Origin of the sequence: Hansschlegelia zhihuaiae (assembly GCF_004103825.1) — a bacterium.
GTDB lineage: Bacteria > Pseudomonadota > Alphaproteobacteria > Rhizobiales > Methylopilaceae > Methylopila > Methylopila zhihuaiae.
In genome coordinates, this window is sequence record NZ_RYFI01000010.1 from 311 (window position 1) to 22,610 (window position 22,300).

Annotated in this window: 20 protein-coding genes; 12 read left to right on the plus strand and 8 right to left on the minus strand. The window is 68.3% G+C overall.

The window, feature by feature from the left end:
• The first annotated feature begins 446 nt into the window (after nucleotides 1-446).
• The 5 genes from EK403_RS11270 to lpdA all read left to right on the plus strand — a co-directional run bounded on the left by EK403_RS11270 (nucleotide 447) and on the right by lpdA (nucleotide 7,030).
• Complete coding sequence (locus EK403_RS11270) at nucleotides 447-3,401, plus strand: 2-oxoglutarate dehydrogenase E1 component (RefSeq protein ID WP_128777594.1); 2,955 nt, start codon at nucleotides 447-449, stop codon at nucleotides 3,399-3,401.
• Nucleotides 3,402-3,556: 155 nt separating this feature from the next.
• A complete protein-coding gene (odhB, locus tag EK403_RS11275) occupies nucleotides 3,557-4,864 on the plus strand; it encodes a 2-oxoglutarate dehydrogenase complex dihydrolipoyllysine-residue succinyltransferase (protein ID WP_128777595.1) in 1,308 nt (435 codons plus the stop codon).
• Nucleotides 4,861-5,145: a hypothetical protein gene (locus EK403_RS11280; RefSeq protein WP_128777596.1), complete on the plus strand. Its 285-nt coding sequence runs from the start codon at nucleotides 4,861-4,863 to the stop codon at nucleotides 5,143-5,145. Before odhB ends, EK403_RS11280 begins: the two co-directional genes overlap by 4 nt.
• A gap of 6 nt (nucleotides 5,146-5,151) precedes the next feature.
• Nucleotides 5,152-5,583: a VOC family protein gene (locus EK403_RS11285; RefSeq protein ID WP_128777597.1), complete on the plus strand. Its 432-nt coding sequence runs from the start codon at nucleotides 5,152-5,154 to the stop codon at nucleotides 5,581-5,583.
• A 46-nt stretch (nucleotides 5,584-5,629) separates the two neighbouring features.
• Nucleotides 5,630-7,030, plus strand: a complete 1,401-nt coding sequence (lpdA, locus tag EK403_RS11290) for a dihydrolipoyl dehydrogenase (RefSeq protein WP_128777598.1) — start codon at nucleotides 5,630-5,632, stop codon at nucleotides 7,028-7,030.
• 10 nt (nucleotides 7,031-7,040) lie between these two features.
• Here the strand turns inward: lpdA and glnT are convergent, their stop codons facing one another.
• The 5 genes from glnT to EK403_RS11315 are packed head-to-tail and all read right to left on the minus strand — an operon-like array spanning nucleotide 7,041 to nucleotide 12,103.
• Entirely contained in the window at nucleotides 7,041-8,402 is a 1,362-nt protein-coding gene (gene glnT, locus EK403_RS11295; RefSeq protein ID WP_128777599.1) for a type III glutamate--ammonia ligase, read from the minus strand.
• 5 nt (nucleotides 8,403-8,407) lie between these two features.
• Complete coding sequence (locus EK403_RS11300) at nucleotides 8,408-9,184, minus strand: creatininase family protein (RefSeq protein ID WP_128777600.1); 777 nt, start codon at nucleotides 9,182-9,184, stop codon at nucleotides 8,408-8,410.
• A gap of 1 nt (nucleotide 9,185) precedes the next feature.
• Nucleotides 9,186-10,088: an ABC transporter ATP-binding protein gene (locus tag EK403_RS11305; RefSeq protein WP_128777601.1), complete on the minus strand. Its 903-nt coding sequence runs from the start codon at nucleotides 10,086-10,088 to the stop codon at nucleotides 9,186-9,188.
• Entirely contained in the window at nucleotides 10,085-11,086 is a 1,002-nt protein-coding gene (locus tag EK403_RS11310) for an ABC transporter permease (RefSeq protein ID WP_128777602.1), read from the minus strand. The genes EK403_RS11305 and EK403_RS11310 overlap by 4 nt, the downstream gene beginning before the upstream one ends.
• A 6-nt stretch (nucleotides 11,087-11,092) precedes the next feature.
• A complete protein-coding gene (locus EK403_RS11315) occupies nucleotides 11,093-12,103 on the minus strand; it encodes an ABC transporter substrate-binding protein (RefSeq protein WP_128777603.1) in 1,011 nt (336 codons plus the stop codon).
• Between the two features lie 179 nt (nucleotides 12,104-12,282).
• Between EK403_RS11315 and EK403_RS11320 the strand changes: the two genes are divergently transcribed.
• A complete protein-coding gene (locus EK403_RS11320) occupies nucleotides 12,283-12,690 on the plus strand; it encodes a CopG family ribbon-helix-helix protein (protein WP_245479650.1) in 408 nt (135 codons plus the stop codon).
• On the opposite strand, the gene EK403_RS11325 is transcribed toward EK403_RS11320, so the two are convergent.
• Together EK403_RS11325 and EK403_RS11330 are read right to left on the minus strand one after the other, a co-directional pair.
• Entirely contained in the window at nucleotides 12,687-14,354 is a 1,668-nt protein-coding gene (locus EK403_RS11325) for a DHA2 family efflux MFS transporter permease subunit (protein WP_128777605.1), read from the minus strand. The genes EK403_RS11320 and EK403_RS11325 overlap by 4 nt on opposite strands.
• A gap of 28 nt (nucleotides 14,355-14,382) precedes the next feature.
• A complete protein-coding gene (locus EK403_RS11330; RefSeq protein ID WP_128777606.1) occupies nucleotides 14,383-15,612 on the minus strand; it encodes an HlyD family secretion protein in 1,230 nt (409 codons plus the stop codon).
• Nucleotides 15,613-16,027: 415 nt separating this feature from the next.
• Between EK403_RS11330 and EK403_RS11335 the strand changes: the two genes are divergently transcribed.
• The 5 genes from EK403_RS11335 to EK403_RS11355 all read left to right on the plus strand — a co-directional run bounded on the left by EK403_RS11335 (nucleotide 16,028) and on the right by EK403_RS11355 (nucleotide 20,304).
• Nucleotides 16,028-16,459, plus strand: a complete 432-nt coding sequence (locus EK403_RS11335; protein WP_245479651.1) for a hypothetical protein — start codon at nucleotides 16,028-16,030, stop codon at nucleotides 16,457-16,459.
• Nucleotides 16,456-17,442, plus strand: a complete 987-nt coding sequence (gene exbB, locus EK403_RS11340) for a tonB-system energizer ExbB (RefSeq protein ID WP_128777608.1) — start codon at nucleotides 16,456-16,458, stop codon at nucleotides 17,440-17,442. The genes EK403_RS11335 and exbB overlap by 4 nt, the downstream gene beginning before the upstream one ends.
• A gap of 6 nt (nucleotides 17,443-17,448) precedes the next feature.
• The gene (exbD, locus tag EK403_RS11345) at nucleotides 17,449-17,886 is read left to right on the plus strand and encodes a TonB system transport protein ExbD (protein ID WP_128777609.1); all 438 of its coding nucleotides are present in this window, start codon (nucleotides 17,449-17,451) and stop codon (nucleotides 17,884-17,886) included.
• Nucleotides 17,873-18,871, plus strand: coding sequence for an energy transducer TonB family protein (locus tag EK403_RS11350; RefSeq protein WP_128777610.1), 999 nt, complete (start codon nucleotides 17,873-17,875; stop codon nucleotides 18,869-18,871). Before exbD ends, EK403_RS11350 begins: the two co-directional genes overlap by 14 nt.
• 131 nt (nucleotides 18,872-19,002) lie before the next feature.
• Nucleotides 19,003-20,304, plus strand: a complete 1,302-nt coding sequence (locus tag EK403_RS11355) for a calcium-binding protein (RefSeq protein ID WP_128777611.1) — start codon at nucleotides 19,003-19,005, stop codon at nucleotides 20,302-20,304.
• Nucleotides 20,305-20,326: 22 nt separating this feature from the next.
• Here EK403_RS11355 and hisE read toward each other — a convergent pair whose 3' ends face one another.
• Nucleotides 20,327-20,701, minus strand: a complete 375-nt coding sequence (gene hisE / locus EK403_RS11360; protein WP_128777612.1) for a phosphoribosyl-ATP diphosphatase — start codon at nucleotides 20,699-20,701, stop codon at nucleotides 20,327-20,329.
• 253 nt (nucleotides 20,702-20,954) lie between these two features.
• On the opposite strand from hisE, the gene EK403_RS11365 reads away from it, so the two are divergent.
• The gene (locus tag EK403_RS11365) at nucleotides 20,955-22,289 is read left to right on the plus strand and encodes a hemolysin family protein (protein ID WP_128777613.1); all 1,335 of its coding nucleotides are present in this window, start codon (nucleotides 20,955-20,957) and stop codon (nucleotides 22,287-22,289) included.
• The last annotated feature ends 11 nt before the right edge of the window (nucleotides 22,290-22,300 follow it).

Consider the following 22,300-nt stretch of genomic DNA (forward strand, 5'->3'; position numbering starts at 1 on the left):
CGTCCGGGTGTCGCCAAGCCCCGCCAGACTCGGAAAAACCCTCGTCGAGCTGCTGAAGGGTTGAGGCCTCGGGCCTTCGGGGACGGGGCGGCGTTCGCCGGCTCCCGTCCCTCGTTTGTTAATCAATCGTTAACCATCGGCGGCCGATGGTCCGGCCGTGGCTTAGGCCCGAGGCGGCGTCCGCGGACTTTCGACGATCGACGCGGACGTCGCCTCAACCACAGCTTGCCCCAATCCATCCGCCCCCGTGCAGGCTGCCCCGGTCCGGTCAACTCGCCGGACGCTGCCATTTCGCTCGCGTATCTGAAACGAACGGCAGCGATCCGTGATCGCGGCTGGCCGCACCGCCACGGCATTTCCTCATTTCCATCGTTCAAATCCGAACGCTCTGCGCCTATATTGCGCTGCGAAACGCCAGCAACCGATCCGATCTCAAGGCTTTTCCGATGTCACGCCAGGCGGCGAACGAAGGATTTTCCCGCACCTCCTTCCTCTGGGGCGGGAACGCCGCCTATGTCGAGGACCTTCAGGCCCAGTATCTGAGGGACCCGTCCTCCGTGGAGCCCGCCTGGCGGGCCTTCTTCGAGGAGCTCGACGACGAGGCCGGCGCGGTCGAGAAATCGGCCGAGGGACCATCCTGGGAAAAGCCGAACTGGCCGGTCCACGCCAATGGCGAGCTGGTCTCGGCGCTCGACGGCGACTGGGGCCGCAGCGAGGTCGTCATTGGCGACCGGCTCAAGGCCAAGGCGGCCCAGAAGGGCGAGGCGCTCACGCCTGACGAGATCAAGGCGGCGACGCGGGACTCCACCCGCGCGTTGATGATGATCCGCGCCTACCGCATCCGCGGGCATCTCGCCGCCGATCTCGACCCGCTGAAGCTCGAGCCCCGCCCCGAGCGCGAGGAGCTCGACCCCGCCTCCTACGGCTTCACCGAAGCCGACATGGACCGAAAGATCTTCATCGACTACGTGCTCGGCCTCGAATACGCGACCGTGCGCGAGATGCTCGCGATCCTTCGGCGGACCTATTGCGGCACGCTCGGCGTCGAGTTCATGCACATCTCCGAGCCCGCCGAGAAGGCGTGGATCCAGGAGCGCATCGAGGGGCCGGACAAGGGCGTCGCCTTCACGGCCGAGGGCCGCAAGGCGATCCTCAACAAGCTGGTCGAGGCCGAGGGCTTCGAAAAGTTCCTCGACGTCAAATACACCGGCACCAAGCGTTTCGGCCTCGACGGCGGCGAGTCGATCGTCCCGGCGCTCGAGCAGATCATCAAGCGCGGCGGCGCGCTCGGGGTGCGCGAGATCGTGGTCGGCATGGCGCATCGCGGGCGCCTGAACATCCTGTCCCAGGTGCTCGGCAAGCCGCACCGCGCGATCTTCCACGAGTTCAAGGGCGGCTCCTGGACCCCCGACGAGGTCGAGGGCTCGGGCGACGTCAAATACCATCTCGGCGCGTCGTCGGACCGCGAGTTCGACGGCAACACCGTCCACCTGTCGCTGACCGCCAACCCCTCGCATCTCGAGATCGTCGATCCGGTGGTGCTGGGCAAGGTCCGGGCCAAGCAGGACCAGCACACCGACGTCGACCGCACCAGGGTGATGCCGTTGCTGATCCACGGCGACGCCGCTTTCGCGGGCCAGGGCGTGATCCCGGAATGCTTCGGCCTGTCGGGGCTGCGCGGCCACAAGACCGGCGGCTCGGTGCATTTCATCATCAACAACCAGATCGGCTTCACGACCGCGCCGCGCATGGCGCGCTCCTCGCCCTATCCGTCCGACAGCGCCAAGATGATCGAGGCGCCGATCTTCCACGTGAACGGCGACGACCCGGAGGCCGTGACCTTCGCGGCCAAGATCGCGACCGAGTTCCGGCAGAAGTTCCACAAGCCGGTCGTGATCGACATGTTCTGCTATCGGCGCTTCGGCCACAACGAGGGCGACGAGCCGGCCTTCACCCAGCCGCGGATGTACAAGCTCATCCGCAGCCATCCGACCGCGCTTGAGATCTATTCGAAGCGGCTCGAGGACCAGGGCGTGATCAAGCCGGGCGAAGTCGACGCGATGCGCCAGGCGTTCCGCGAAAGGCTCGAGGCCGAGTACGAGTCGGGCCAGTCCTACAAGCCCAACAAGGCGGACTGGCTGGACGGCCGCTGGTCGGGCATCAAGGTCACCCGCGACCTCGACGACCCGCGCCGCGGCAAGACCGGCGTGCCGATCGAGCGGCTGAAGGAGCTCGGCCGCAAGATCGCCTCCGCGCCGGAGGGCTTCCACGTCCACCGCACGGTCCAGCGCCTGCTCGACAACCGCCGCAAGATGGCCGAGGACGGCGAGGGGCTCGACTGGGCGATGGCCGAGGCGCTCGCCTTCGGGTCGCTGCTGACCGAAGGCAGGCCGGTCCGGCTCTCGGGCCAGGACGTCGAGCGCGGCACCTTCAGCCAGCGCCACTCGGTGCTGACCGATCAGGAGACCGAGGCGCGCTTCACGCCGCTCTCGAACCTCTCCGAGGACCAGGCGCGCTTCGAGGTCATCAACTCGATGCTGTCGGAAGAGGCCGTGCTCGGCTTCGAATATGGCTACACGCTCGCCGAGCCGAACGCCCTCACCCTGTGGGAAGCGCAGTTCGGCGACTTCGCGAACGGCGCGCAGGTGGTGATCGACCAGTTCATCTCGTCGGGCGAGCGCAAGTGGCTCAGAATGTCCGGCCTCGTGATGCTGCTGCCGCACGGCTATGAGGGCCAGGGGCCCGAGCACTCCTCGGCCCGTCTCGAGCGCTATCTGCAGATGTGCGCCGAGGACAACATGCAGGTCGCGAACGTCACGACGCCGGCGAACTACTTCCACATCCTGCGCCGGCAGCTGGTGCGGGATTTCCGCAAGCCGCTGGTGCTGATGACGCCGAAGTCGCTGCTCCGTCACAAGCGGGCGACCTCGTCGATGTCGATGATGGACGAGGGCACGTCGTTCCACCGGCTGCTGTGGGACGACGCCGAGCTCTCGCCGGGCTCGACCGTGAAGCTCAAGCCCGACGACCAGATCCGCCGCGTCGTGATGTGCTCGGGCAAGGTCTATTACGACCTGGTCGAGGAGCGCGAGAAGCGCGGCGTCGACGACGTCTACGTGCTCCGTGTCGAGCAGCTCTACCCGTTCCCGGCGAAGGCCGCGGTCAACGAGCTGTCGCGCTTCAAGCAGGCCGAGATCGTCTGGTGCCAGGAGGAGCCCAAGAACATGGGCTCCTGGTTCTTCGTCGAGAGCTATATCGAGTGGGCGCTGAACACGATCGGCGCGCTGCACCGCCGGCCGCGCTACGCCGGGCGGCCTGCGGCCGCGGCGACCGCCACGGGCCTGATGTCCAAGCATCTCTCCCAGCTTCAGGCGTTCCTGAACGACGCGCTGGGGGAGTAGCCGACCTCACGATTTCGCGTGACCCGGCTCAAGCGAAATCGTCTATGACCGGGTCGGAAAATCGTATCGCGCCGCCTAGAGTGCATGCGGCGAGCGGCGCCGTCCGGCGTCCGCGTCCTTGAACAGGGGAGGTCCCTCGGGCGAGGGGCGATCTGATGGCCACTGAAATCCGCGTTCCGACGCTCGGCGAGTCCGTCACCGAGGCCACAATCGGCCGCTGGTTCAAGAAGCCCGGCGAGGCGGTCAAGCAGGACGAGCCCGTGGTCGAGCTCGAGACCGACAAGGTCACGCTCGAGGTTCCGGCGCCCGCCGCCGGCGTGCTCGGCGCGATCGAGGCCGGCGACGGCGAGACCGTCGGGGTCGGGGCGCTGCTCGGCTCGATCGAAGCCGGCGAGGGCGCGGCCGCCAAGGAGGCGCCGAAGGAGCCCGCCAAGAAGGAGGCCAAGGCCGAAGAGCCGAAGCCGATCAAGGACGACGCCAACGAGACCAAGTCAAGGGCCAAGGAAGACGCGAAGCCCAAGGCCAATGGCGGCGCCGCGCCGGCCGACGCCGGGCTCGCGCCCTCGGTGCGCCGCATCTCGGACGAGGCCGGGATCGATCCGTCCACGGTGAAGGGCACGGGCAAGGACGGCCGCGTCACCAAGGGCGACATGCTGGCGGCGGCTGAGGGCGGCGGGCAGGCCAAGGCGCCTGAGCGACCGTCGGCCCCGCAGCCTCAGGCGCCGACCCCGCAGTTCCGCGCGCCCTCCGCGACCGACGATGCGGCGCGCGAGGAGCGCGTCCGGATGACGAAGCTGCGCCAGACCATCGCGCGCCGCCTCAAGGACGCCCAGAACACCGCGGCCATGCTCACGACCTTCAACGAGGTCGACATGACCGAGGTCATGGCGCTGCGCGCCAAGTACAAGGACACGTTCGAGAAGAAGCACGGCGTGAAGCTCGGCTTCATGGGCTTCTTCGTGAAGGCGGTGATCCAGGCGCTGAAGGACATTCCGAGCGTCAACGCCGAGATCGACGGGACCGACCTCGTCTACAAGAACTACTACCATGTCGGCATCGCGGTCGGCACCGAGCGCGGCCTCGTGGTGCCGGTGGTGCGCGACGCCGACCTGATGGGCCTCGCGGGCATCGAGAAGACGATCTCGGACTTCGGCCGCCGCGCCCGCGACGGCAAGCTCGGCATCGAGGAGATGCAGGGCGGCACCTTCACGATCACCAATGGCGGCATCTACGGGTCGCTGATGTCGACCCCGATCCTCAACGCGCCGCAGTCCGGCATCCTCGGCATGCACAAGATCCAGGAGCGGCCGATGGCGATCGGCGGCAAGGTCGAGGTCAGGCCGATGATGTATCTCGCGCTGAGCTACGACCACCGCATCGTCGACGGCAAGGAAGCCGTGACCTTCCTCGTCCGCGTAAAGGAAAGCCTGGAGGACCCGGCGCGGCTGGTGATGGATCTGTGAGCGTCGTCGACCCGCCGGCGGTCGCCGCCGAGATCGACGCGATGAAGCGGGCCTGGGACCGCCGGATGGTCCTCGCCTGCCTCACCATGGCGGCGATCGTCGCGTTCTTCGCGATCGATCTCTGGGGCGATGAGGGCATGGCGGGCGAGCTCATGACGATCGCCCCGTGGTTTCTGGGCCTCGCGCTCGCCATCTTCGCGACGACCAGGCTCGCGGTCGCGCATCAGGCGAAACAGATACGTGCGAAGGGCGCGGGCGGCCGCGTTTCGTCGGCGAAGTGAGGAGCGATGCCCGACACTGACCAGCATCCCCCCGTCCAGCCTCACCTCTGCGTCAAGGGCGGATCTGCGGCGCTCGCCTTCTACCAGAAGGCGTTCGGCGCCCAGATCTCCATGAAGGTGCCGGCGCAGGACGGGGTCCGCCTGATGCACGCGACCGTTCGCCTGTTCGGCGGCGAGGTGCTGATCCACGACGAGTTCCCCGAGCACCATGGCGACGGCAAGGTCCTGTCGCCCAAGACCGCGGGCGGCCCGAGCGTCGCGATCAACGTCAATCTCGGCTCGGCCGCCGACGTCGACGCCGCGATGGAGAAGGCCGAGGCCGCCGGCGCCGTCATCGTGATGCCGGCCGAAAACACCTTCTGGAACGCCCGCTATGGGCGCATCCTGGACCCGTTCGGCCATGTCTGGGCCTTCAACGCCCCGCTGGCGGACGCCTGACTCGACGTCTCACCGCCCCTCCTCGAACGAAATCCGAAAGAGAGCAATGGCCTACGATCTCGTCGTCATCGGCACGGGCCCCGGCGGCTATGTCTGCGCGATCCGCGCGGCGCAGCTCGGCCTCAAGGTCGCCGTGGTGGAGAAGCGCGCGACCCACGGCGGAACTTGCTTGAACGTCGGCTGCATCCCGTCCAAGGCGCTGTTGCACGCCTCCGAGCTGTTCGACGAAGCGGGCCACGCCTTCGAGAAGATGGGGATCGTCGGCCCGAAGCCCGACCTCGACCTCAAGAAGATGATGGCGTTTAAGGACGAGGGCGTCGCCGGCAACGTCAAGGGCGTCGAGTTCCTGCTCAAGAAGAACAAGGTCGAAGCGCATCGCGGTGCGGGCAAGATCCTCGGCGCCGGCAAGGTCGAGGTCACGGCCGAGAATGGCGAGACGTCCACGCTCGAGACCAAGTCGATCGTGATCGCGACCGGTTCCGACGTCGCGCGGTTGAAGGGCCTCGAGATCGACGAGACCAAGATCGTGTCGTCGACGGGCGCGCTGGCGCTGCCGGCCGTGCCCAAGAAGCTCGTCGTCGTGGGCGGCGGGGTGATCGGGCTGGAGCTTGGCTCGGTCTGGCGGCGGCTCGGCTCGGAGGTGCTGGTGGTCGAGTTCCTCGACCGCATCCTGCCGGGGATGGACGCGGAGATGTCCAAGCAGTTCCACCGCATCCTCGGCAAGCAGGGGATCGGGTTCAAGCTCGGCTCGAAGGTCACGGGCGCGGAGAAGGCGGGCGAGCGGCTCAAGGTTGCGATCGAGCCCGCCAAGGGCGGCGACGCCGAGACCGTCGAGGCCGACGTCGTGCTGGTCGCGATCGGGCGCGCTCCCTACACGGAAGGGCTTGGCCTCAAGGAGGCCGGCGTCGAGCTCGACGAGCGCGGCCGCGTGAAGACCGACGGCCATTTCAAGACTAATATCGACGGGATCTACGCCATCGGCGATGTGATCGCCGGCCCGATGCTCGCCCACAAGGCCGAAGACGAGGGCATCGCGATCGCCGAGATCCTGGCGGGCAAGGCCGGGCACGTGAACTACGGGGTGATCCCCAACGTGGTCTACACCTACCCGGAAGTCGCCTCGGTCGGCCGCACCGAGGAAGAGCTGAAGGCCGACGGCGTCGACTACAAAGCCGGCAAATTTCCGTTCACCGCCAATGGTCGCGCCAAGGCGAACGCGACCACGGACGGCTTCGTGAAGATTCTGGCCGACGCCAGGACCGACCGGGTGCTGGGCGTCCACATCGTCGGCCCGCGCGCCGGCGACCTGATCGCCGAGGCCGCGATGGCCATGGAGTTCGGCGCGTCGTCCGAGGACATCGCCCGCACCTGCCACGCCCATCCGACGCTCGCGGAGGCGGTCAAGGAGGCGGCGCTCGCCGTCGAGGGCCGCGCCATCCACATGTGAGGCGGCGGCCTCAGAACAAATGGCTGTAACGCTCAGTCTCCCAGGGAGAGATCGTCGCGTGGTATTCGCGCCACTCCTCGCGCTTCAGCTCGACGAAGGCGTCTCGCAGTTCTCGGCCGAGCGTCTTCTCGACCAGCGGGTCGGCCTCGAAGGCGTCGACCGCCTCCGCCAGCGTCTGGGGCAGGAACTCGATGCCGCGCCGCGCCCGCTCGGCCTCGCTGATCTCGTACAGATTGTCCTCGTTGGGCTCGCCTGGATCGAGCCTTTCGCGCACGCCCTCCAGTCCCGCGGCGAGCGCCAGCGCCGCGGCGAGATAGGGGTTCGCGGCCCCGTCCGCGTTGCGGCTCTCGCAGCGGCCGCCGCCCATCGGCACGCGGATCGAGTTGGTGCGGTTGTTCGAGCCGTAGGAGTTGAACACCGGCGCCCATGAGAAAGTCGCCATCGCGCCCCGGCGCGTGAGGCGCTTGTAGGAGTTCACGGTCGGTGCGAAGGCCGCGCAGAGCGCCCTTCCGTGGCGGATGACGCCGGCGATGAAGTGATAGCCGGTCTCCGACAGTCCGAGCCCGCGCGGGTCGTCGCCTGCTGCGCGGGCGAACAGGTTCTTGCCCGTCTCGGCGTCCGACAACGACATGTTGAAATGCGCGCCATTGCCCGTCCGGTTCGCGAAGGGCTTCGGCATCATCGTCGCGACCAGCCCGAAATCGGCGGCGTATTGCTTCGCCATCAGGCGGAAGAAGGTCAGGCGGTCGGCGGTCGTCAGCGCGTCCGAATAGGCGAAGTCGAATTCGAACTGGCCATTGGCGTCCTCGTGGTCGAAGGAATAGAGGTCCCAGCCGAGCGCCTGGATGGTCTCGGCCATCCGGTCGACCCAGCCGAAATTGGAAAGGAAGCCGCGGACGTCGTAGCAGGGCTTCACGAGCCTGTCGTCGGGGTCGGGGATCGAGAGCGAGCCGTCGGCCTCCTTCCTCAGCAGGAAGATCTCGCACTCGATGCCGAGGTTGAAGCCGAAGCCGAGCGCCCGCGCCTCCTCCATCACGCGCTTCAGCACGACGCGGGTCGAGAGCGGATAGGGCTCGCCCTTCAGCGTCACGTCGGCCGGCGCCCAGGCGATCTTGGGCTCCCAGGGCAGCTGGATGAAGCGGTCGAGGTCCGGCACGGAGGCGAACTCGTCGTCGTTCGGCTTCTGGCCAAGCCCGTCGAGCGCATAGCCGGTGTAGAGCTCGGAGCCCGCCGCCATCTGCGGCAGGTGGTCGAGCGGCACGACCTTGCCCTTCTGCGCGCCGTGCAGGTCGACATAGGCCCCGATGCAGTATTTCACGCCGCGGGCGCGCAGGTCGTCCATCACGGCTTTGACGTCGTCGCTGGCTTCCATGGCACTCATGCTTTCACGGGGATCGCCGCGGGCTCGTCATAGCCATGCGGCAGGGGAGGGGATTCGGCGAGGCCGCGCCGGACGATCGCCGCGAGGTCCTCGACCATCCAGACGAAGAGGCGCGCGCCCTTCTCGGCGCTTGCGCTGCTAGGCGTTCCGGTCACCCCGTTGCGGCTGGTGCGGTTGACCGGGTGGGCGAAGACGAGGCCCTCCGTGCGATCGGGGTCGTCGGCGTCGGCGAGGCGGTCGGGCCGGACGACGCCGGGCGCGAGCGCCATCATCAGCGAGGTCTCGGCGTCGTTCGCATGCCAGTCGGCGGCGTCGGCGAAATGCGCCTCGCGCACCCGCTCGCTCAGGGTCGCGGTGTTCAGAAGCGCGACCATCAGGTCGTCATGAGCGGCGCGCAGGAGCTCGAGCGCGGACCTCAGCGGCGCGGCGTTGGTGACATGCGCGTTGACGATGAAGAGCCGCCGGACGCCCGAGGCGTAGGCGCCCTCGCCGACCGCGGCGACCAGGCGGGTCGTCAGGACGGGATCAAGCGCGATGGTCCCGGGCCAGCGCCGGCTGTGGCCGAGAGAGCAGCCATAGGGGACCGTCGGCAGCATCGGCACGCCGGTCGCTTCCGCGACGTCGCGGCAGAGCCGGTCGGCGAGCAGGAAATCCATGCCCGCGCCGAGATGCGGCCCGTGCTGCTCGGTCGCCCCGACGGGCAGGATCGCGGCGTTCGCGGCGGCGGCGAGGTCGCCCGGCAGTTCCTCCCAGGTCCGCTCCGCCCAGAGCATGTCAGTCGACCCCGTGGCCGACGCTGTCGAGCTTCACCACCGGCGGCGCGGGCTCGTCGTCCTCGGCGCCCGCCTGTTCGTGGGCGTGGATCAGGCTTTCGAGCCGGGCGAGCGTCGCCTCCAGCGCCGGGTCGTCGAGGCTCCGGCCGCCGGGCGGACGGAGCGCCGGCACCTCCATCAGTTCCACCACCTCGCCGGGATTGGCCTTCAGCACCAGGATGCGGTCGGCGAGCAGCACCGCCTCGTCGAGGTCATGGGTGATGAACAGGATGGTGACGTCGATTTTGCGCCAGATGTCGACCAGATAGGCCTGCATGCGCGCGCGGGTGCGGGCGTCGAGCGCCGAGAACGGCTCGTCCATCAACAGGATGCGCGGCTGGATCGCGAGCGCGCGGGCGATCGCGACGCGTTGCTTCATGCCGCCCGACAGTTGCGCCGGATAGGCGTCGGCGTAGGGCTCGAGCCCGACCAGCGTGAGCCACTGACGCGCCTGCCGATCGGCCTCGGCCTTGGGCAGGCCGGCCATTTCGAGGCCGAACATGACGTTGCGCAGCACGCTGAGCCAGGGGAACAGCGTGTAGCCCTGGAACACCATGGCGCGGTCGGGTCCCGGACCGTGCACAGGCCGGCCCGTGACCAGGATGTCGCCGCCCTGCGCCTCCTCGAGGCCTGCGATGGTGCGGATCAGCGTCGACTTCCCGCAGCCTGACGGGCCGACCACGCACAGGAATTCGCGCCGGTGGGTGACGAGGTCGATCCCGCCGAGAATGGTGCGTTCGCCCGAGCCGCTCGGGACGCGCTTCACGAGGCCGCGGACCTGCAGTATCTCCTCGCGGGCCTTGATGCGCGCGAAGCGGGCGCGGACGTCTTCGCTCTGCTCGGGAAGCGCAAGCGACCCGCTCATGCGCTGGTCGCCTTCCAGGGGAACAGCCAGCGGCCGAGCCGGGCGAGCAGCAGGTCGGAGCCGAAGCCCACCACGCCGAGGATCAGGATCGCGGCGTAGACATTCTCGAAATGCTGGTAGCGCGCCTGCTGGGTGATGAAGAAGGTGATGCCCGACGAGGTGCCGACCAGCTCGGCGACGATCAGGTAGGTCCAGGCCCAGCCGAGCAGGATGCGCTGGTCGTTGTAGAGGTCCGGCAGGATCGCCGGCACCACGACGCGCCGCACCAGCCGGAGGTTCCGAGCGCCGAGCGTCTGGGCGGCCTCCAGCAGCGCGTATTCCACGCGGCGCGTGGTGGCGGCGATGATCAGCACCTGCTGGAAGAACGTGCCGATCACCACGATCGCGATCTTCGGCCCGTCGTAGATGCCGAGCACCGCCACCGCGAGCGCGCCGAAGGCAGGCGCCGGCAGGTAGCGGAAGAACTCGACGAAGGGCTCGGTCAGCCGGCCGATCGAGGAGTAGGCCCCGCAGAGGACGCCGAGCGGCACGCCGACGGCGGAGGAGATGAGGAAGGCCCAGAAGATGATCTGGACCGAGTGCCAGAAGGCGCCGAGCAGGGAGGTTCCGCCGCCCTCGGCCGGGAACACGGCCTTCCACAGCGCGACCGCGACCTCGTGCGGGGCCGGCAGATAGACCGGGTTCGCCGGGACGCCCTGCGGCGGCGCCTGGCCGCCGGCCTTGGCGGCCTCGACCTCGGCCGCGAAGGCGTCGCCCGGCGCCCGCATCCCCTTCTCGAAATAGGCGACGTCGCCGGGATCGGTGATCTCGATCAGCGGATGCCAGAGGAAGGGCAGGTAGGAGACCGCCGACCATATCGCGAGCGGCAGCAGGAAACTCAGCACGCCGAGGATGAGCCGCGCGCGCGGGCTCGGCGCCCGGCCGACCGCGAACCAGCCGGCCGAGACCGGCCGACTCTTTCGCGCGCCGGCCGGCTGCGGGATCGCGGCCTCCGCCACGACGTCTTACTTCGCCGCGGCCTTGGCGGTGGCGGCCTTCGCGATCGACGGCTCTATATAGGACTTCACGTCCTGCGCGTCCTTGTAGACGCCGTATTTCACGTTGAACGCGTCGGCGTTGCGCGACGAGCCGTAGAGCGAGCCAAAGCCGTCGGAGTCCTCGAAGACCTTGGCGCCCTCGGCGAGACTGAGCAGCCGGGTCCCCTTGAGGAGCTTCGCGTAGCTTTCCGGCGGCACGCCGACGCGGTTCGCCATCATCTTGACGGCGTCGTCCTTGGTCTTCGGGTCGGAGATATAGGCCACGACCTTGTCCCAGACCTTCACGAACTTGGCCCAGTCCTGCTTGCGGGCCGCGAGGCTCGTCGGCGAGACCGTCACCACGTCGTAGATCAATCCCGGCTGGTCGGCCGAGGTGTAGAGCGGCCGCGACCCCGGAGCGGCGCGCATCGCGGCGCCCGCGATCGGCTGCCAGGCGCCGATCGCCGAAACGTCCGGGGTTCCGAAGACCTGCGGGGTCTCGTTGGTCTTGACGTTGACGATCTCGACGTCGGTCTCCTTGAGGCCGGCCTTTTCGAGGCCGTTCAGGATCAGCAGGTGCTCGACGAGGCCCGACTCCAGTCCGACCTTCTTGCCCTTAAGGTCCGCGAGCGACTTCAGGCCCGGCTTGCCGACGATGATGTCGTTGCCGTTGGAATAGTCGGTGAGCATGATCATCACGCTCTTCGACCCGTTCGCGCCCATCACCAACGCGTCGCCATTGGTGACGGTGACGGCGTCGATCTTGCCGGCGCCGAACGCCTCCATCGAGGCCGAATAGTCGAACCATTCGAACTGGACGTCGACGCCCGCTTCTTTGAACCAACCCTTGTCGATCGCGACCTGCCACGCCACCCAGCCCGGCCAGTCGCTGTAGCCGACGCGCAGGGGCCCGTCGGCGGCCCGTCCCGGCGACGCGACCGCCCCGACCGCCAGAAGCGCGAGCGCCGCGGCGCGAATGAGTTTTCCCAGCGAACCCATGCGATGTCCTCTCGCCAGTTATTACGAATTCCGATATTCGTAATAACGAGAGTCATGCACGGGGCGTGCCAGCGGAGGGGGCGATGGCGGAGGGACGGGGGAGAGGCTCACGCGGGGCGGCGGCGGACGGGCGTCGCGACGCTCTCGATCGCGTCAGCCTGTCCTTGCCGGCGGCGCTGGTGCGCGACATCGACGCAATGACGGCGCGCCGGAAATTCGCAAGCCGGTCGCAGGCCGTAGCCGAGACCCTGCACCGCGCGCTCGTCGATGACCGCACCGAGCTCGGCGAGGAGGTGATGGTGGGCTCCATCACCCTGTTCTACGGCCAGCTTTCGACCGGCGTGGAGCAGCGGCTCGGCGACCTACAGCGCGCCCATATCGACGAGGTCATCGCCTCGTTCCACGTCCATCTCACGGAGAACCGGACCTTGGAGACGGTTCTGGTGCAAGGGCCCGCGCACAAATTGCAGGCGATCGCCGATGAAATGATAGCCGTGCGCGGGGTGATCTCGGGTCGGCTTCACGTGGTGGCGGCCATCATCCCGCAGCTGCACCCCTTCATTCGGGATGGCGTGCAGAGGGGCTAGTGCGCCGGCGTGGCCGCGGCGCCGGGCGTTGGCCGCCGCACCAGCGGAACCAGCACGACGATCACCGCAAACAGGATCGTCAGCGCCCAGAACAGGTCGCCGAAGGACAGCACCAGTCCCTGCTGGCGGACGTTGTTGGAAAGCTGCTTCACCGCGCCGAGCTCGGCGTCAGAGCCGAGCCGGTCCGACAAGGTCTGCGTCATCCCGGCGAGCCGCTCCTCCGCGACCTGCCGGCCCCAGGTCACGTGCTCGCGCAGATGCAGCATGTGGATATCCTGCCGCTCGTTCAGGAAGGTGTTGATGAAGGCGAGGCCGAAGGCGCCGCCAAGGTTGCGCATCAGGTTGAACAGGCCGCTGGCGTTCTTGAGCTTGTCGGGCGGCAAGGTGGCGAGCGACACGACGTTGATCGGCACCATGCACATCATCAGCGAAACGCCGCGCAGCGCCTGCGGCGCGAACAGCTCCCAGAACGCCCAGTCCTTGGTGATGTAGCTGAGGTCGATGCAGGACAACGCAAAGCCGAGGAAGCCCGCGGCGATCAGGTAGCGCGGGTCCATCTTGCGCGACAGGATGCCGACGACGGGCGCCGTCAGGAACATGAAAAGCCCGGAGACGAACACCGTCTCGCCGATCTGCAGGCTGTCATAGCCTCGCACCCGGCCGAGGAAGACCGGGTAGAGATAGGTCATGCCGTAGAGGCCGATGCCCATCGTGAAGGTGAGCGCCGAGCCGACCGCGAAATTGCGGTTCTGATAGGCGCGCAGATCCACCAGCGGCTCGCGGGCCGTGAAGCAGCGCCAGAAGAACAGCGCCGCGCCGAAGACGCTGGCGACCGTCAGGAACCGGATCGTGTCGTCCTGGAACCAGTCGTCCCGCGACCCCTCCTCGAGCACATATTCGAGCGGCCCGAGGAACACCGCGAGGCCCAGCAGCGCCGCGAGGTCGAGACGCTTCAGGAGGCTCCAGTCGGGCTGGTCGAAGTCGACCATGGTCCAGGCGATCAGCGTCGCGGCGGCGCCGGGCACGACATTGATCAGGAACAGCCAGTGCCAGGAGAGCAGCTCGGTGAGATAACCGCCCACCGTCGGGCCGATGGTGGGGGCGAGCGTCACGGTCAGGCCGACCAGCGCCATGATGGCGGGCTGCAGGCGGCGCGGGAAGATCGTGTAGGCGGCCGCGAAAGCCGTCGGGATCATGCCGCCGCCGATGAAGCCTTGCAGCGCTCGGTAGGTGATCATCTCGGGCAAGGTGGTGGCGGTCGCGCAGAGCACGCTCGCGGCGGTGAAGCCGGCGGCCGAGATCGAGAACAGCACGCGCGTCGACATCGCCCGGGCGAGATAGCCCGAAAGCGGGATCATGATCACTTCGGCGATCAGATAGCTGGTCTGGACCCAGGAGATCTCGTCGGGGCTCGCCGACAGGCCGGCCTGGATCTCGGACAGCGAGGACGACACGATCTGGATGTCCAGGATCGCCATGAACATCCCGAAGACCAGCGCGAAGAACGCGATGAGGCGCCGCGGCGTGACCTCGGGCTCCGGGGGAGCCGGGGGTCCGCCGCGGCTCCCCGCGTCCGGAAGCCCGGAGGAGGAGCCGGCCGCCGGCCGCGGGGGGACGCGAACCAGGTCGGCGGTCGATCGGTCGCTTGATGCGCCGTCGCTCATCTTCGGAAATCCGGACGCGGGGATCTGGTCAGCGCCGCTCGGTCACGGCGCCGGATTCGGGTTTGGGGCTCGTGCGGGTGTCGACCGAGGCGATCACCGAAAGTCCCGGCCGCAGCCGCCCCTTCGCGACGTCGGCCGGATCGACCCGCACGCGCACCGGCACGCGCTGCACGATCTTGGTGAAGTTGCCGGTCGCGTTCTCGGGCGGCAGCAGGCTGAACTGGGCGCCGGAGGCCGGCGCGAGGCTGTCCACCACGCCCGTCACATCGTGCTCCGGATAGGCGTCGACCGAGAGCCTGACCTTGGAGCCCGGGGCGACGTCGGCGAGCTGGGTCTCTTTGAAGTTCGCGTCGACATAGACGCGGTCGAGCGGCACCACCGCCATCACGCGCTTGCCGGGCGTGACGTAGTCGCCCTCCTGAACGGACTTGTTGCCCACCACGCCGTCGAAGGGCGCGCGGATGACTGTCGCGTCGAGGTCGCGGCGGCGCTGGGCGCGCGCGGTGCGAAGCTCGGCCAAGGTCCGCTCGGCCTCCGCCTTCTGGGCGATCAGCACCGCGCGGTTGGCCTCGGCGGCCGTTACGCCCGCTTTGGCGGCCTCGACCGAGGCCGCCGTCCGCTGCATGTCGGCGCGCGCCTGGTCGAGCGCCTGCTTGGACCCGTAGCTCGACTTCGCGAGCGCTTGCGCACGGTCGAAATCCGCCGAGGCGCGGCCTGCGTCGGCGTTCGCGCTGTCGACCTGGGCCTCCGCCTGCAGCAGTTGGGCGTCTGCGGCCGCGATCTGGCTGTCGAAGCGCGCCACCGCGGCCTGTTGGGTCGCGATCTTGCCGTCGGCAGCTTCCAGCGCGAGGCGATAATCGCCGTCGTCGAGCACGACGAGCGGGTCGCCGGCCTTGACGCGCGCGTTCTGGGCCGTCGGCACGGCGGCCACGTAGCCCGAAACCTTGGGGGCCATCACGGCCATGTCCGCGCCCACATAGGCGTCGTCGGTCGTGATTAGGAAGCGGCCGTCCGTCCACCAGTCGTAGCCGTACCAGCCGCCCGCCGCGATCGCGGCGGCGGCCGCGGCGCCGAGCAGGATCTTCCTGAGCGCGCCGGCGCGGCCCTTGGCCTTCGGTTCAGACGACTTCGGGGCCGGCGCCTCGGCCGGCGAGGTCTCGGGTTGCCGCGGCGCCTCGCGGCGCGCCTCCGGCGAGGCGTCGCCGACGAGCCGTGGACGCGGCGCGTCCTGAACCATGCTCTGCTGGGCCTTCGCCATGGCGAGCCTCATCGCTGGGATCGAGCGCGGCTTTCGTCGCTCCGACCGCTTCGCCGTCTTGTTTCTCGCAGATCGGCGTTGCGGCCCGGTTAGGTCACCGAATGCGGATTGACCGAACCGTTCGGTCAACGATTTAGCGCCAGTCGCGACCATGATCAAGGATTGACCGAACCGTTCGGTCATTTTTTTCCGCGCCGAGTGAGAAAAAGCCGCGGCGGGCCGGGGGCGCCGCGCCGCCGAGCTCGCGAAATCGAGCGTCGCCGCCAGACGACTCTTACGATGCTCTTATCAAAAACCGAGCCCCGCGCCTTCAAGTTAGAGCAATTATCAATTGGCCCGCTCACCCTTGAAGTCCAAGCTGCGGGAGCCTATTCGCCTCTTGTCCATCCGATGTGCCTGAATGGAGGTAAGGTCGTTGCAGCCTTATGATCTCACGCGCGCCCGGCGGTTTGCGCTCGTGGCCGCGTCGGCCGCGACGCTCTCGGCGCCTCTTCCGGCCGCCGCGGCCTCCGGCGTGTCGATCGAGCTGAACCGGCTCGAGGCGCGCGACCAGTCCTGCCGGGTCTCGCTGGTGGTGGCCAATCCGGGCGACAAGGCGATGGACAGCCTGAAGCTTGATCTTGTCTTCTTCGACAAGGACGGCGTGATCTCGCGCCGTCTCGCGGTCGAGGCCGGCCCGGTGCGTGCGTCGAAGACCTCGGTGAAGCTGTTCGACGCGTCCGACACGCCCTGCGACGGCTTGAGCCGCGTGCTGCTGAACGACGTCACCGCCTGCGGCGGCGCCGAGGATTGCCTGTCGATGGTCTCCACGTCGTCACGCGTGAAGGGCGTGGAGTTCGCAAAATGATCGTCGTCCGAACGCTGCTGGCCGCCTTGGTCGCCGTGTCCTGCGCCGGAGCGCCGATGGCGGTCGCACAGGAGCGCCCGGCCGGACAGGCGCAGAGCCAGGCGCCCCAGCCCGCCCAGACCCTGCCTCCGGCGGAGGAGGTGCAGGCGACGGAGCCCGGTCAGGCTCCTGCGCCCGGCCCGGCCGCTCCCGCGCAGCAGGCGCCCGCCCAGCCCCCGGCGCCAGTCGGAGAGGCGACGGCCGAACAAAGGTCCTCGCCGACCTTCAGCGGCGCGCAGCTGCCCCACGACCTGTCGCCCTTCGGCATGTTCATGGCGGCCGACTGGGTGGTGAAGGCCGTGATGATCGGCCTCGCCTTCGCCTCCCTGCTGACCTGGACGATCTGGGTCGCGAAATCGATCGAACTCGCGGCCGCTGGCCGCAAGGTCCGGCGCGGGCTGAACGTGCTCGGAGCGTCTCGCAACCTGAACGACGCGCGCCGCGCGCTTGGCGACCGCAAGGGCGCGGGGCCGATCGCGGGCTTCGTGCGGGCGGCCGACGCGGAGCTCGCCTATTCCGAGGAAGCGCTGTCGCCCGAAGGCGTGAAGGAGCGCGTCGCCTCGCATCTGTCGCGTCTCGAGGCCCATGCGGCCCGCAAGCTCACCATCGGCACCGGCCTGCTCGCCACCATCGGCGCGACCGCGCCCTTCGTCGGCCTGTTCGGCACAGTGTGGGGCATCATGAACTCCTTCATCGGCATCTCGAACGCCCAGACCACCAATCTCGCCGTGGTCGCGCCCGGCATCGCGGAGGCGCTGCTCGCCACCGCGATCGGTCTCGTGGCCGCGATCCCGGCGGTGGTGATCTACAATTTCTTCGCGCGGCAGATCGCCGGCCACCGGGCGATGCTGGCCGACGCCTCGGCGGCCGTTCTGCGGATCGTCAGCCGCGACCTCGACCGCGAGACGGCGGCCCCGATGGCGCGTCGCCGCGCCGCGGAGTAGCTCCTCATGGCCGCACGGCTCGACCATTCGGGCGGCGACGACCTCGTCGAGACCCACGAGATCAACGTCACGCCGTTCATCGACGTGATCCTGGTGCTGCTGATCATCTTCATGGTCGCGGCCCCGCTCGCGACCGTCGACGTCGGCGTCGACCTGCCGGCCTCGACCGCCAAGCCTCAGCCGCGCCCAGACCGCCCTGTCTATCTGACGATCCAGCAGGACCTGAAGCTGTCAATCGGTTCCCGCACGATTGACCGGCACGCCTTGGCCCAGACCCTCGAAAGCGTCACCAAGGGCGATCGCGAACAGCGCATCTTTCTGCGCGCCGACAAGAAGGTCGCCTATGGCGATCTGACCGAGGTGATGAACGACCTGCGCCGCGCCGGCTATCTGAAGGTCGCGCTGGTCGCGCTCGAAACCGCCGGCGGCGATGGCGGCCGTTGACGCTCTCAGCCTTCGCGAGCGCCGCGAGCCCCACAACGTCGTCGGATGGATCGTCGGCGGGGCGTTCGCGCTCGTGCTGCACGCCGGGCTGTTCCTCTACCTGAACCGCTCCCCGGAGCCAATCGGCTTCGAATCGCAGGTTCCGCTCGAGCTCGACATGATGCCGCCGCCCACCGGCGCCGCGCAGATGGACGAGGCAGGCGCGAACGCGACTTCGGAGGCGCGCCCGGACGAAGCGCCGAACGTCAAGCCCGAAGAGACCGAAGAGCAGACCGCAGAGCCGCAGGAACTTCAGGAGATCGACGACTCCGAGACCCCGCCGCCGCCGGACAGCGAGACGGTCGCGACCGAGGTCCCGGACGAGACGCAGCCGGTCGATCCGACCGACGAGGCCGAGCCCGTGGAGCAGACCGAAACGGCCGAGGTCGAGACGCCGCCCGACGCCGTGACCACTCCGCCGGACGTCGACGCGGTCGTGACTCTGCCGCCGCAGGAGACCGTGGTTGCCCGCGAGGAGGAGCCCGAGAAGCCGAAGCCCGCTCCAAAGCCTGTCGCCAAGAAGCCTGAGCCGAAGCGCGAGACCCCGAAGCGTCAGGTCACGCGGCCCGCGCCGCCGCGCCGCGAGGCCGAGAAACCGGCGGAGCGGCCGTCGCCGGCGACCGCCGCGACCCAAGCGGGCGGCAGAGGCGGCGCATCGCAGAACGCCGGCGCGGCCCGCGCCGCCGCCGCGGCTTACGATCGACGGATCAGAGGCCTCATAGCGGCTCAGCAGCGTTGCGTGCCGGGCGTTAACGGACGAGCCGTCGTCTCGTTCAGGATCAGTCGCAGCGGCGGCCTGTTGTCGGTCTCGGCGTCGGGCGGTCCGGTCGCGAGCGCGGCTGAAGCGGCCGTCAGACGCGCGTCCGGATCGTTTCCGGCGATGCCGGCGGAGGTGACCGTCGGGACGAAAAGCTACACTCTGCCGATGAGTTTCTCGCGCTGCTAGTTGAGAGCGCGCTTCGCGGCGGCACGGTTCGTCGCGGGCATTCCGGCACGTAGTTCTACCGATGGGCGCGCTCTATGGTCTGCGCTACCGTCCCCGCGGCCCCGCCTCGCACTGTGCCCCCGAGGGACGTCATGATCTTCCAGTTCGTGGTCACCCTGGACTACGCCCTCGGCGTCGACATGACCCGGATGTTCACGGGCGGCCAGACGAAGCCGATGCTCATGCTCGTGTCGGATTCCGGCGAAGAGGGCTCGGTCGGCTATTATGTCGGAAGCGACAGTTCCGCGGCCTATTTCGCGTCATTCGAGGGCGAGGGCATCGCCTATTCGCCCGGCCGCGACGATTTCTCGGGCTATGTCGGTTCGATCGCCTGGCAGCGCTCCACCGGCCCCAATCCGGATGACGTCGTCAATTACGCGCATATGAGCGTCGACCTGGCGGGACTTTCGAAGAACCAGGTCTCGATGGCTTCGGCGGTCAATGTCTCGCCGGACGCGCTGATGGATGCGGCCTTCAATCTGGCCCAGGCCAGCGGCGCCAGGATGGCCCTCACGGTGCTCGGAACGCCGGGCGCCGACAACGTCATCGGCAGCGACTATTCCGACAATCTCTATGGCGGCGAAGGCCGGGACACGATGACCGGCTTCGGCGGCGACGACACCTACGGTGTCGGGAGCGCGGACGACGTCATCATCGAGCAGCTCGGTGGCGGAAACGACATGGTGATCGCGACCGTCAGCTACTCGCTTAGCGAGAACATCGAGACCTTGAGCATGAGCTCGGGGACCGACCCGCAGGACGCGATCGGGAACAAGAGCGACAATTTCATCTACGGCAACGCCGGCGCCAATTTCATCGACGGCAAGCGCGGCAGCGACCTGATGGAAGGCAAGGGCGGGAACGACACCTACGGCTACGACAATTACGGCGACATCATCCACGAGGCCGTCGACGGAGGAATCGACACCGTCCTGTCGTCCAAGCACCTGTTCCTCTTCGAAAACATCGAGAACGGGACGCTCATCGGAAAGAAGAAGCTGGACCTGGTCGGCAACGAGCTCGCCAACCGGCTCGATGGCAACAAGGCCTCGAACTATCTTTCGGGAGACCACGGCGCCGACACCTTCGTGTTCGACGACAGGCTCGGCTCCAAGAACGTCGACCGCCTCACCGACTTCTCGCGGAAGGAGGGCGACCGGATCGAGCTCGAGTCCGACATCTTCTTCGGCTTGAGGCCGAACCGGGTCGTCGCCGAGAGCGCGTTCAAAAATATCGCGGAAGACGACGTCGATCGCGGCGACCGCATCCTCTATGACCAGCGTAACGGCTGGCTGTACTACGACGAGGATGGCAAGGACGGGCGCGACGCCGTGCATTTCGCGACGCTGAAGCGCGGGACGGCGATCGACCACGACGATTTCTTCGTGGCCTGAGCGAGGACCCGGCCGCGAAGTCCTAGCGGACGGCCCTCGCCTTGTTCCCGCGCACGAAGGACTGGGTCGGCGAGGCCGCGACGTCGGCCTTGGGTAGCTTCTGCGCGATGCCGTAAAGCCGTTCGCGCCGGTCCATCTCGTCATAGACGTCCTGGGGCGACACGCCGGCCGCGGACCACAGGACGACCAGATTGTAGACCAGGTCGGCGCTTTCCCGGATCAGCGCCTCGCGGGCGCCCGTGACCGCCTCGATGGCGACCTCGGCCGCCTCTTCGGCGACCTTCTTCGCCATCTTGTTAACGCCCTCGCGCCGCAGCCGCGCGGTTCGCGCGAGCGCGGGATCGTCCTCGGTCGCCTCGCAAACGGCTTGGTAGAGGCGCTCGATCGAATCGGTCATGGTGTCAGTTTGACCCGCCCAACTTGTCCATTGGATGACAGTTCTGATTACGAATCATTTACATAGCGCGCCGGTGGGCGGCTGGGGATAGGTAGAACCGCGCACCACTGCCGGAAATTTCCCGGCGGTGGCCTTTATCCACCAGGATGGCGCGCGCCTCGGTCGCGGGCGAGGCCATGACGGCTGCCCACAGGGGCGTTATACTTCTCAATCCGGGCGGCCGCATGCGGCCGCCTCCCTCTCCGGACCGTTCATGCCGATCGTCGACATCGCCGTTCTTCTGGGCCTCGTGCTCCTGAACGGGTTCTTCGCGCTGTCGGAGCTCGCGATCGTCTCGGCCCGCAGGCCGCGCCTCCGGATGATGGCGGATGCGGGCGACAAGGGCGCCGAACGCGCGGCGAAGCTTGCGGACGATCCGTCGAGCTTCCTGTCCTCCGTCCAGATCGGCATCACGCTGATCGCGATCTTGACCGGCGTGGTCGGCGAATCCGCGCTCGCCGACCCGTTCGCCGAGACGCTTAGAGCGTCCACAGGCCTCGGGACCTATGCCGGGCCAGTAGCGAGCGGCCTCGTGGTGTTCGGCATCGGCTATATGTCGCTGATCCTCGGCGAGCTCGTGCCGAAGCGCATCGCGCTCGCCAATCCCGAACCGATCGCAGCGTTCGTTTCGGGTCCGCTTCGGTTGGTGGCGATCGTCGGCCGCCCCTTCGTGGTCGTGCTCAACGCCTCCTCTGCGCTCATCCTGAGACTTTTGGGCGTCAAGGAGCAGGACGGGTCGAACGTCACCGAGGAGGAGGTCCGCAGCGTCATCGCCGAGGGCGTGGCGGCAGGCTCGATCGAGCCGGTCGAAAAACGCATGATCGAAGGCGTGCTCGGCCTCGCGGACCGCCCCGTTCGATCAATCATGACGCCGCGGCGCGAGGTGTTCTGGGTCGACGCCACCGACGACCTCGAGACCATCAAGACCGAGCTCGCCGAAAGCCCGTTTTCCCGCATCGTCGTGGGCAAGGACGGCTCGGTCGACGACCCTGTCGGCATCCTGCACAAGAAGGACGTGCTCGCGCAGGTGCTCGCCGGCGGGACCTTCGACGTCGCTTCGCAGGTCAAGGATCCGCTTTATGTGCCGGAGGGCGCCTCGGCGCTCAGCCTGCTGGAGCTCTTCAAGTCGCAGCCGTCCTCGACCGCCTTCGTGGTCGACGAGTTCGGCGGCTTTGAGGGCATCGTCACGTCGCACGATGTGCTCGGCGCGATCGCGGGCGCGCTGCCCGAGGAGCACGAGACCGCCGAGGACCTCGAGATCCGGCGACGGGAGGACGGCTCCTACATGGTGGACGGCCGCGCCTCGCTCGACCTCGTGACCGAGACCTTCGCGTTCAACGTGCCGCAGAGCGCCCAAGGCGAGTTCCACACCGCCGCGGGCCTCGTCATCGCCGAGCTCGGCCGCATCCCGAACGAGGGCGACACGATCGACGTCGGCGGCTGGATCGTCGAGGTGGTCGACATGGACGGGCCACGCGTCGACAAGCTGATGTTCCGGGCGCGCACGAGCGGCGAGGCGGGCGCGACGCCCGCGGGCGCCGGCGCCTGACCCCGAACCGA

What these genes read in the sequence shown, in the direction of transcription:
- EK403_RS11270 (WP_128777594.1), top strand. Translation starts at nt 447, where the DNA reads ATGTCACGCCAGGCGGCGAACGAAGGATTTTCCCGCACCTCCTTCCTC.
- odhB (WP_128777595.1), top strand. Translation starts at nt 3,557, where the DNA reads ATGGCCACTGAAATCCGCGTTCCGACGCTCGGCGAGTCCGTCACCGAG.
- exbB (WP_128777608.1), top strand. Translation starts at nt 16,456, where the DNA reads ATGATCGTCGTCCGAACGCTGCTGGCCGCCTTGGTCGCCGTGTCCTGC.
- EK403_RS11315 (WP_128777603.1), bottom strand. Translation starts at nt 12,103, where the DNA reads ATGGGTTCGCTGGGAAAACTCATTCGCGCCGCGGCGCTCGCGCTTCTG.
- EK403_RS11300 (WP_128777600.1), bottom strand. Translation starts at nt 9,184, where the DNA reads ATGCTCTGGGCGGAGCGGACCTGGGAGGAACTGCCGGGCGACCTCGCC.
- hisE (WP_128777612.1), bottom strand. Translation starts at nt 20,701, where the DNA reads ATGACCGATTCGATCGAGCGCCTCTACCAAGCCGTTTGCGAGGCGACC.
- EK403_RS11325 (WP_128777605.1), bottom strand. Translation starts at nt 14,354, where the DNA reads ATGAGCGACGGCGCATCAAGCGACCGATCGACCGCCGACCTGGTTCGC.
- EK403_RS11355 (WP_128777611.1), top strand. Translation starts at nt 19,003, where the DNA reads ATGATCTTCCAGTTCGTGGTCACCCTGGACTACGCCCTCGGCGTCGAC.
- EK403_RS11365 (WP_128777613.1), top strand. Translation starts at nt 20,955, where the DNA reads ATGCCGATCGTCGACATCGCCGTTCTTCTGGGCCTCGTGCTCCTGAAC.
- exbD (WP_128777609.1), top strand. Translation starts at nt 17,449, where the DNA reads ATGGCCGCACGGCTCGACCATTCGGGCGGCGACGACCTCGTCGAGACC.
- EK403_RS11330 (WP_128777606.1), bottom strand. Translation starts at nt 15,612, where the DNA reads ATGGCGAAGGCCCAGCAGAGCATGGTTCAGGACGCGCCGCGTCCACGG.
- glnT (WP_128777599.1), bottom strand. Translation starts at nt 8,402, where the DNA reads ATGGAAGCCAGCGACGACGTCAAAGCCGTGATGGACGACCTGCGCGCC.
- lpdA (WP_128777598.1), top strand. Translation starts at nt 5,630, where the DNA reads ATGGCCTACGATCTCGTCGTCATCGGCACGGGCCCCGGCGGCTATGTC.
- EK403_RS11305 (WP_128777601.1), bottom strand. Translation starts at nt 10,088, where the DNA reads ATGAGCGGGTCGCTTGCGCTTCCCGAGCAGAGCGAAGACGTCCGCGCC.
- EK403_RS11285 (WP_128777597.1), top strand. Translation starts at nt 5,152, where the DNA reads ATGCCCGACACTGACCAGCATCCCCCCGTCCAGCCTCACCTCTGCGTC.
- EK403_RS11350 (WP_128777610.1), top strand. Translation starts at nt 17,873, where the DNA reads ATGGCGGCCGTTGACGCTCTCAGCCTTCGCGAGCGCCGCGAGCCCCAC.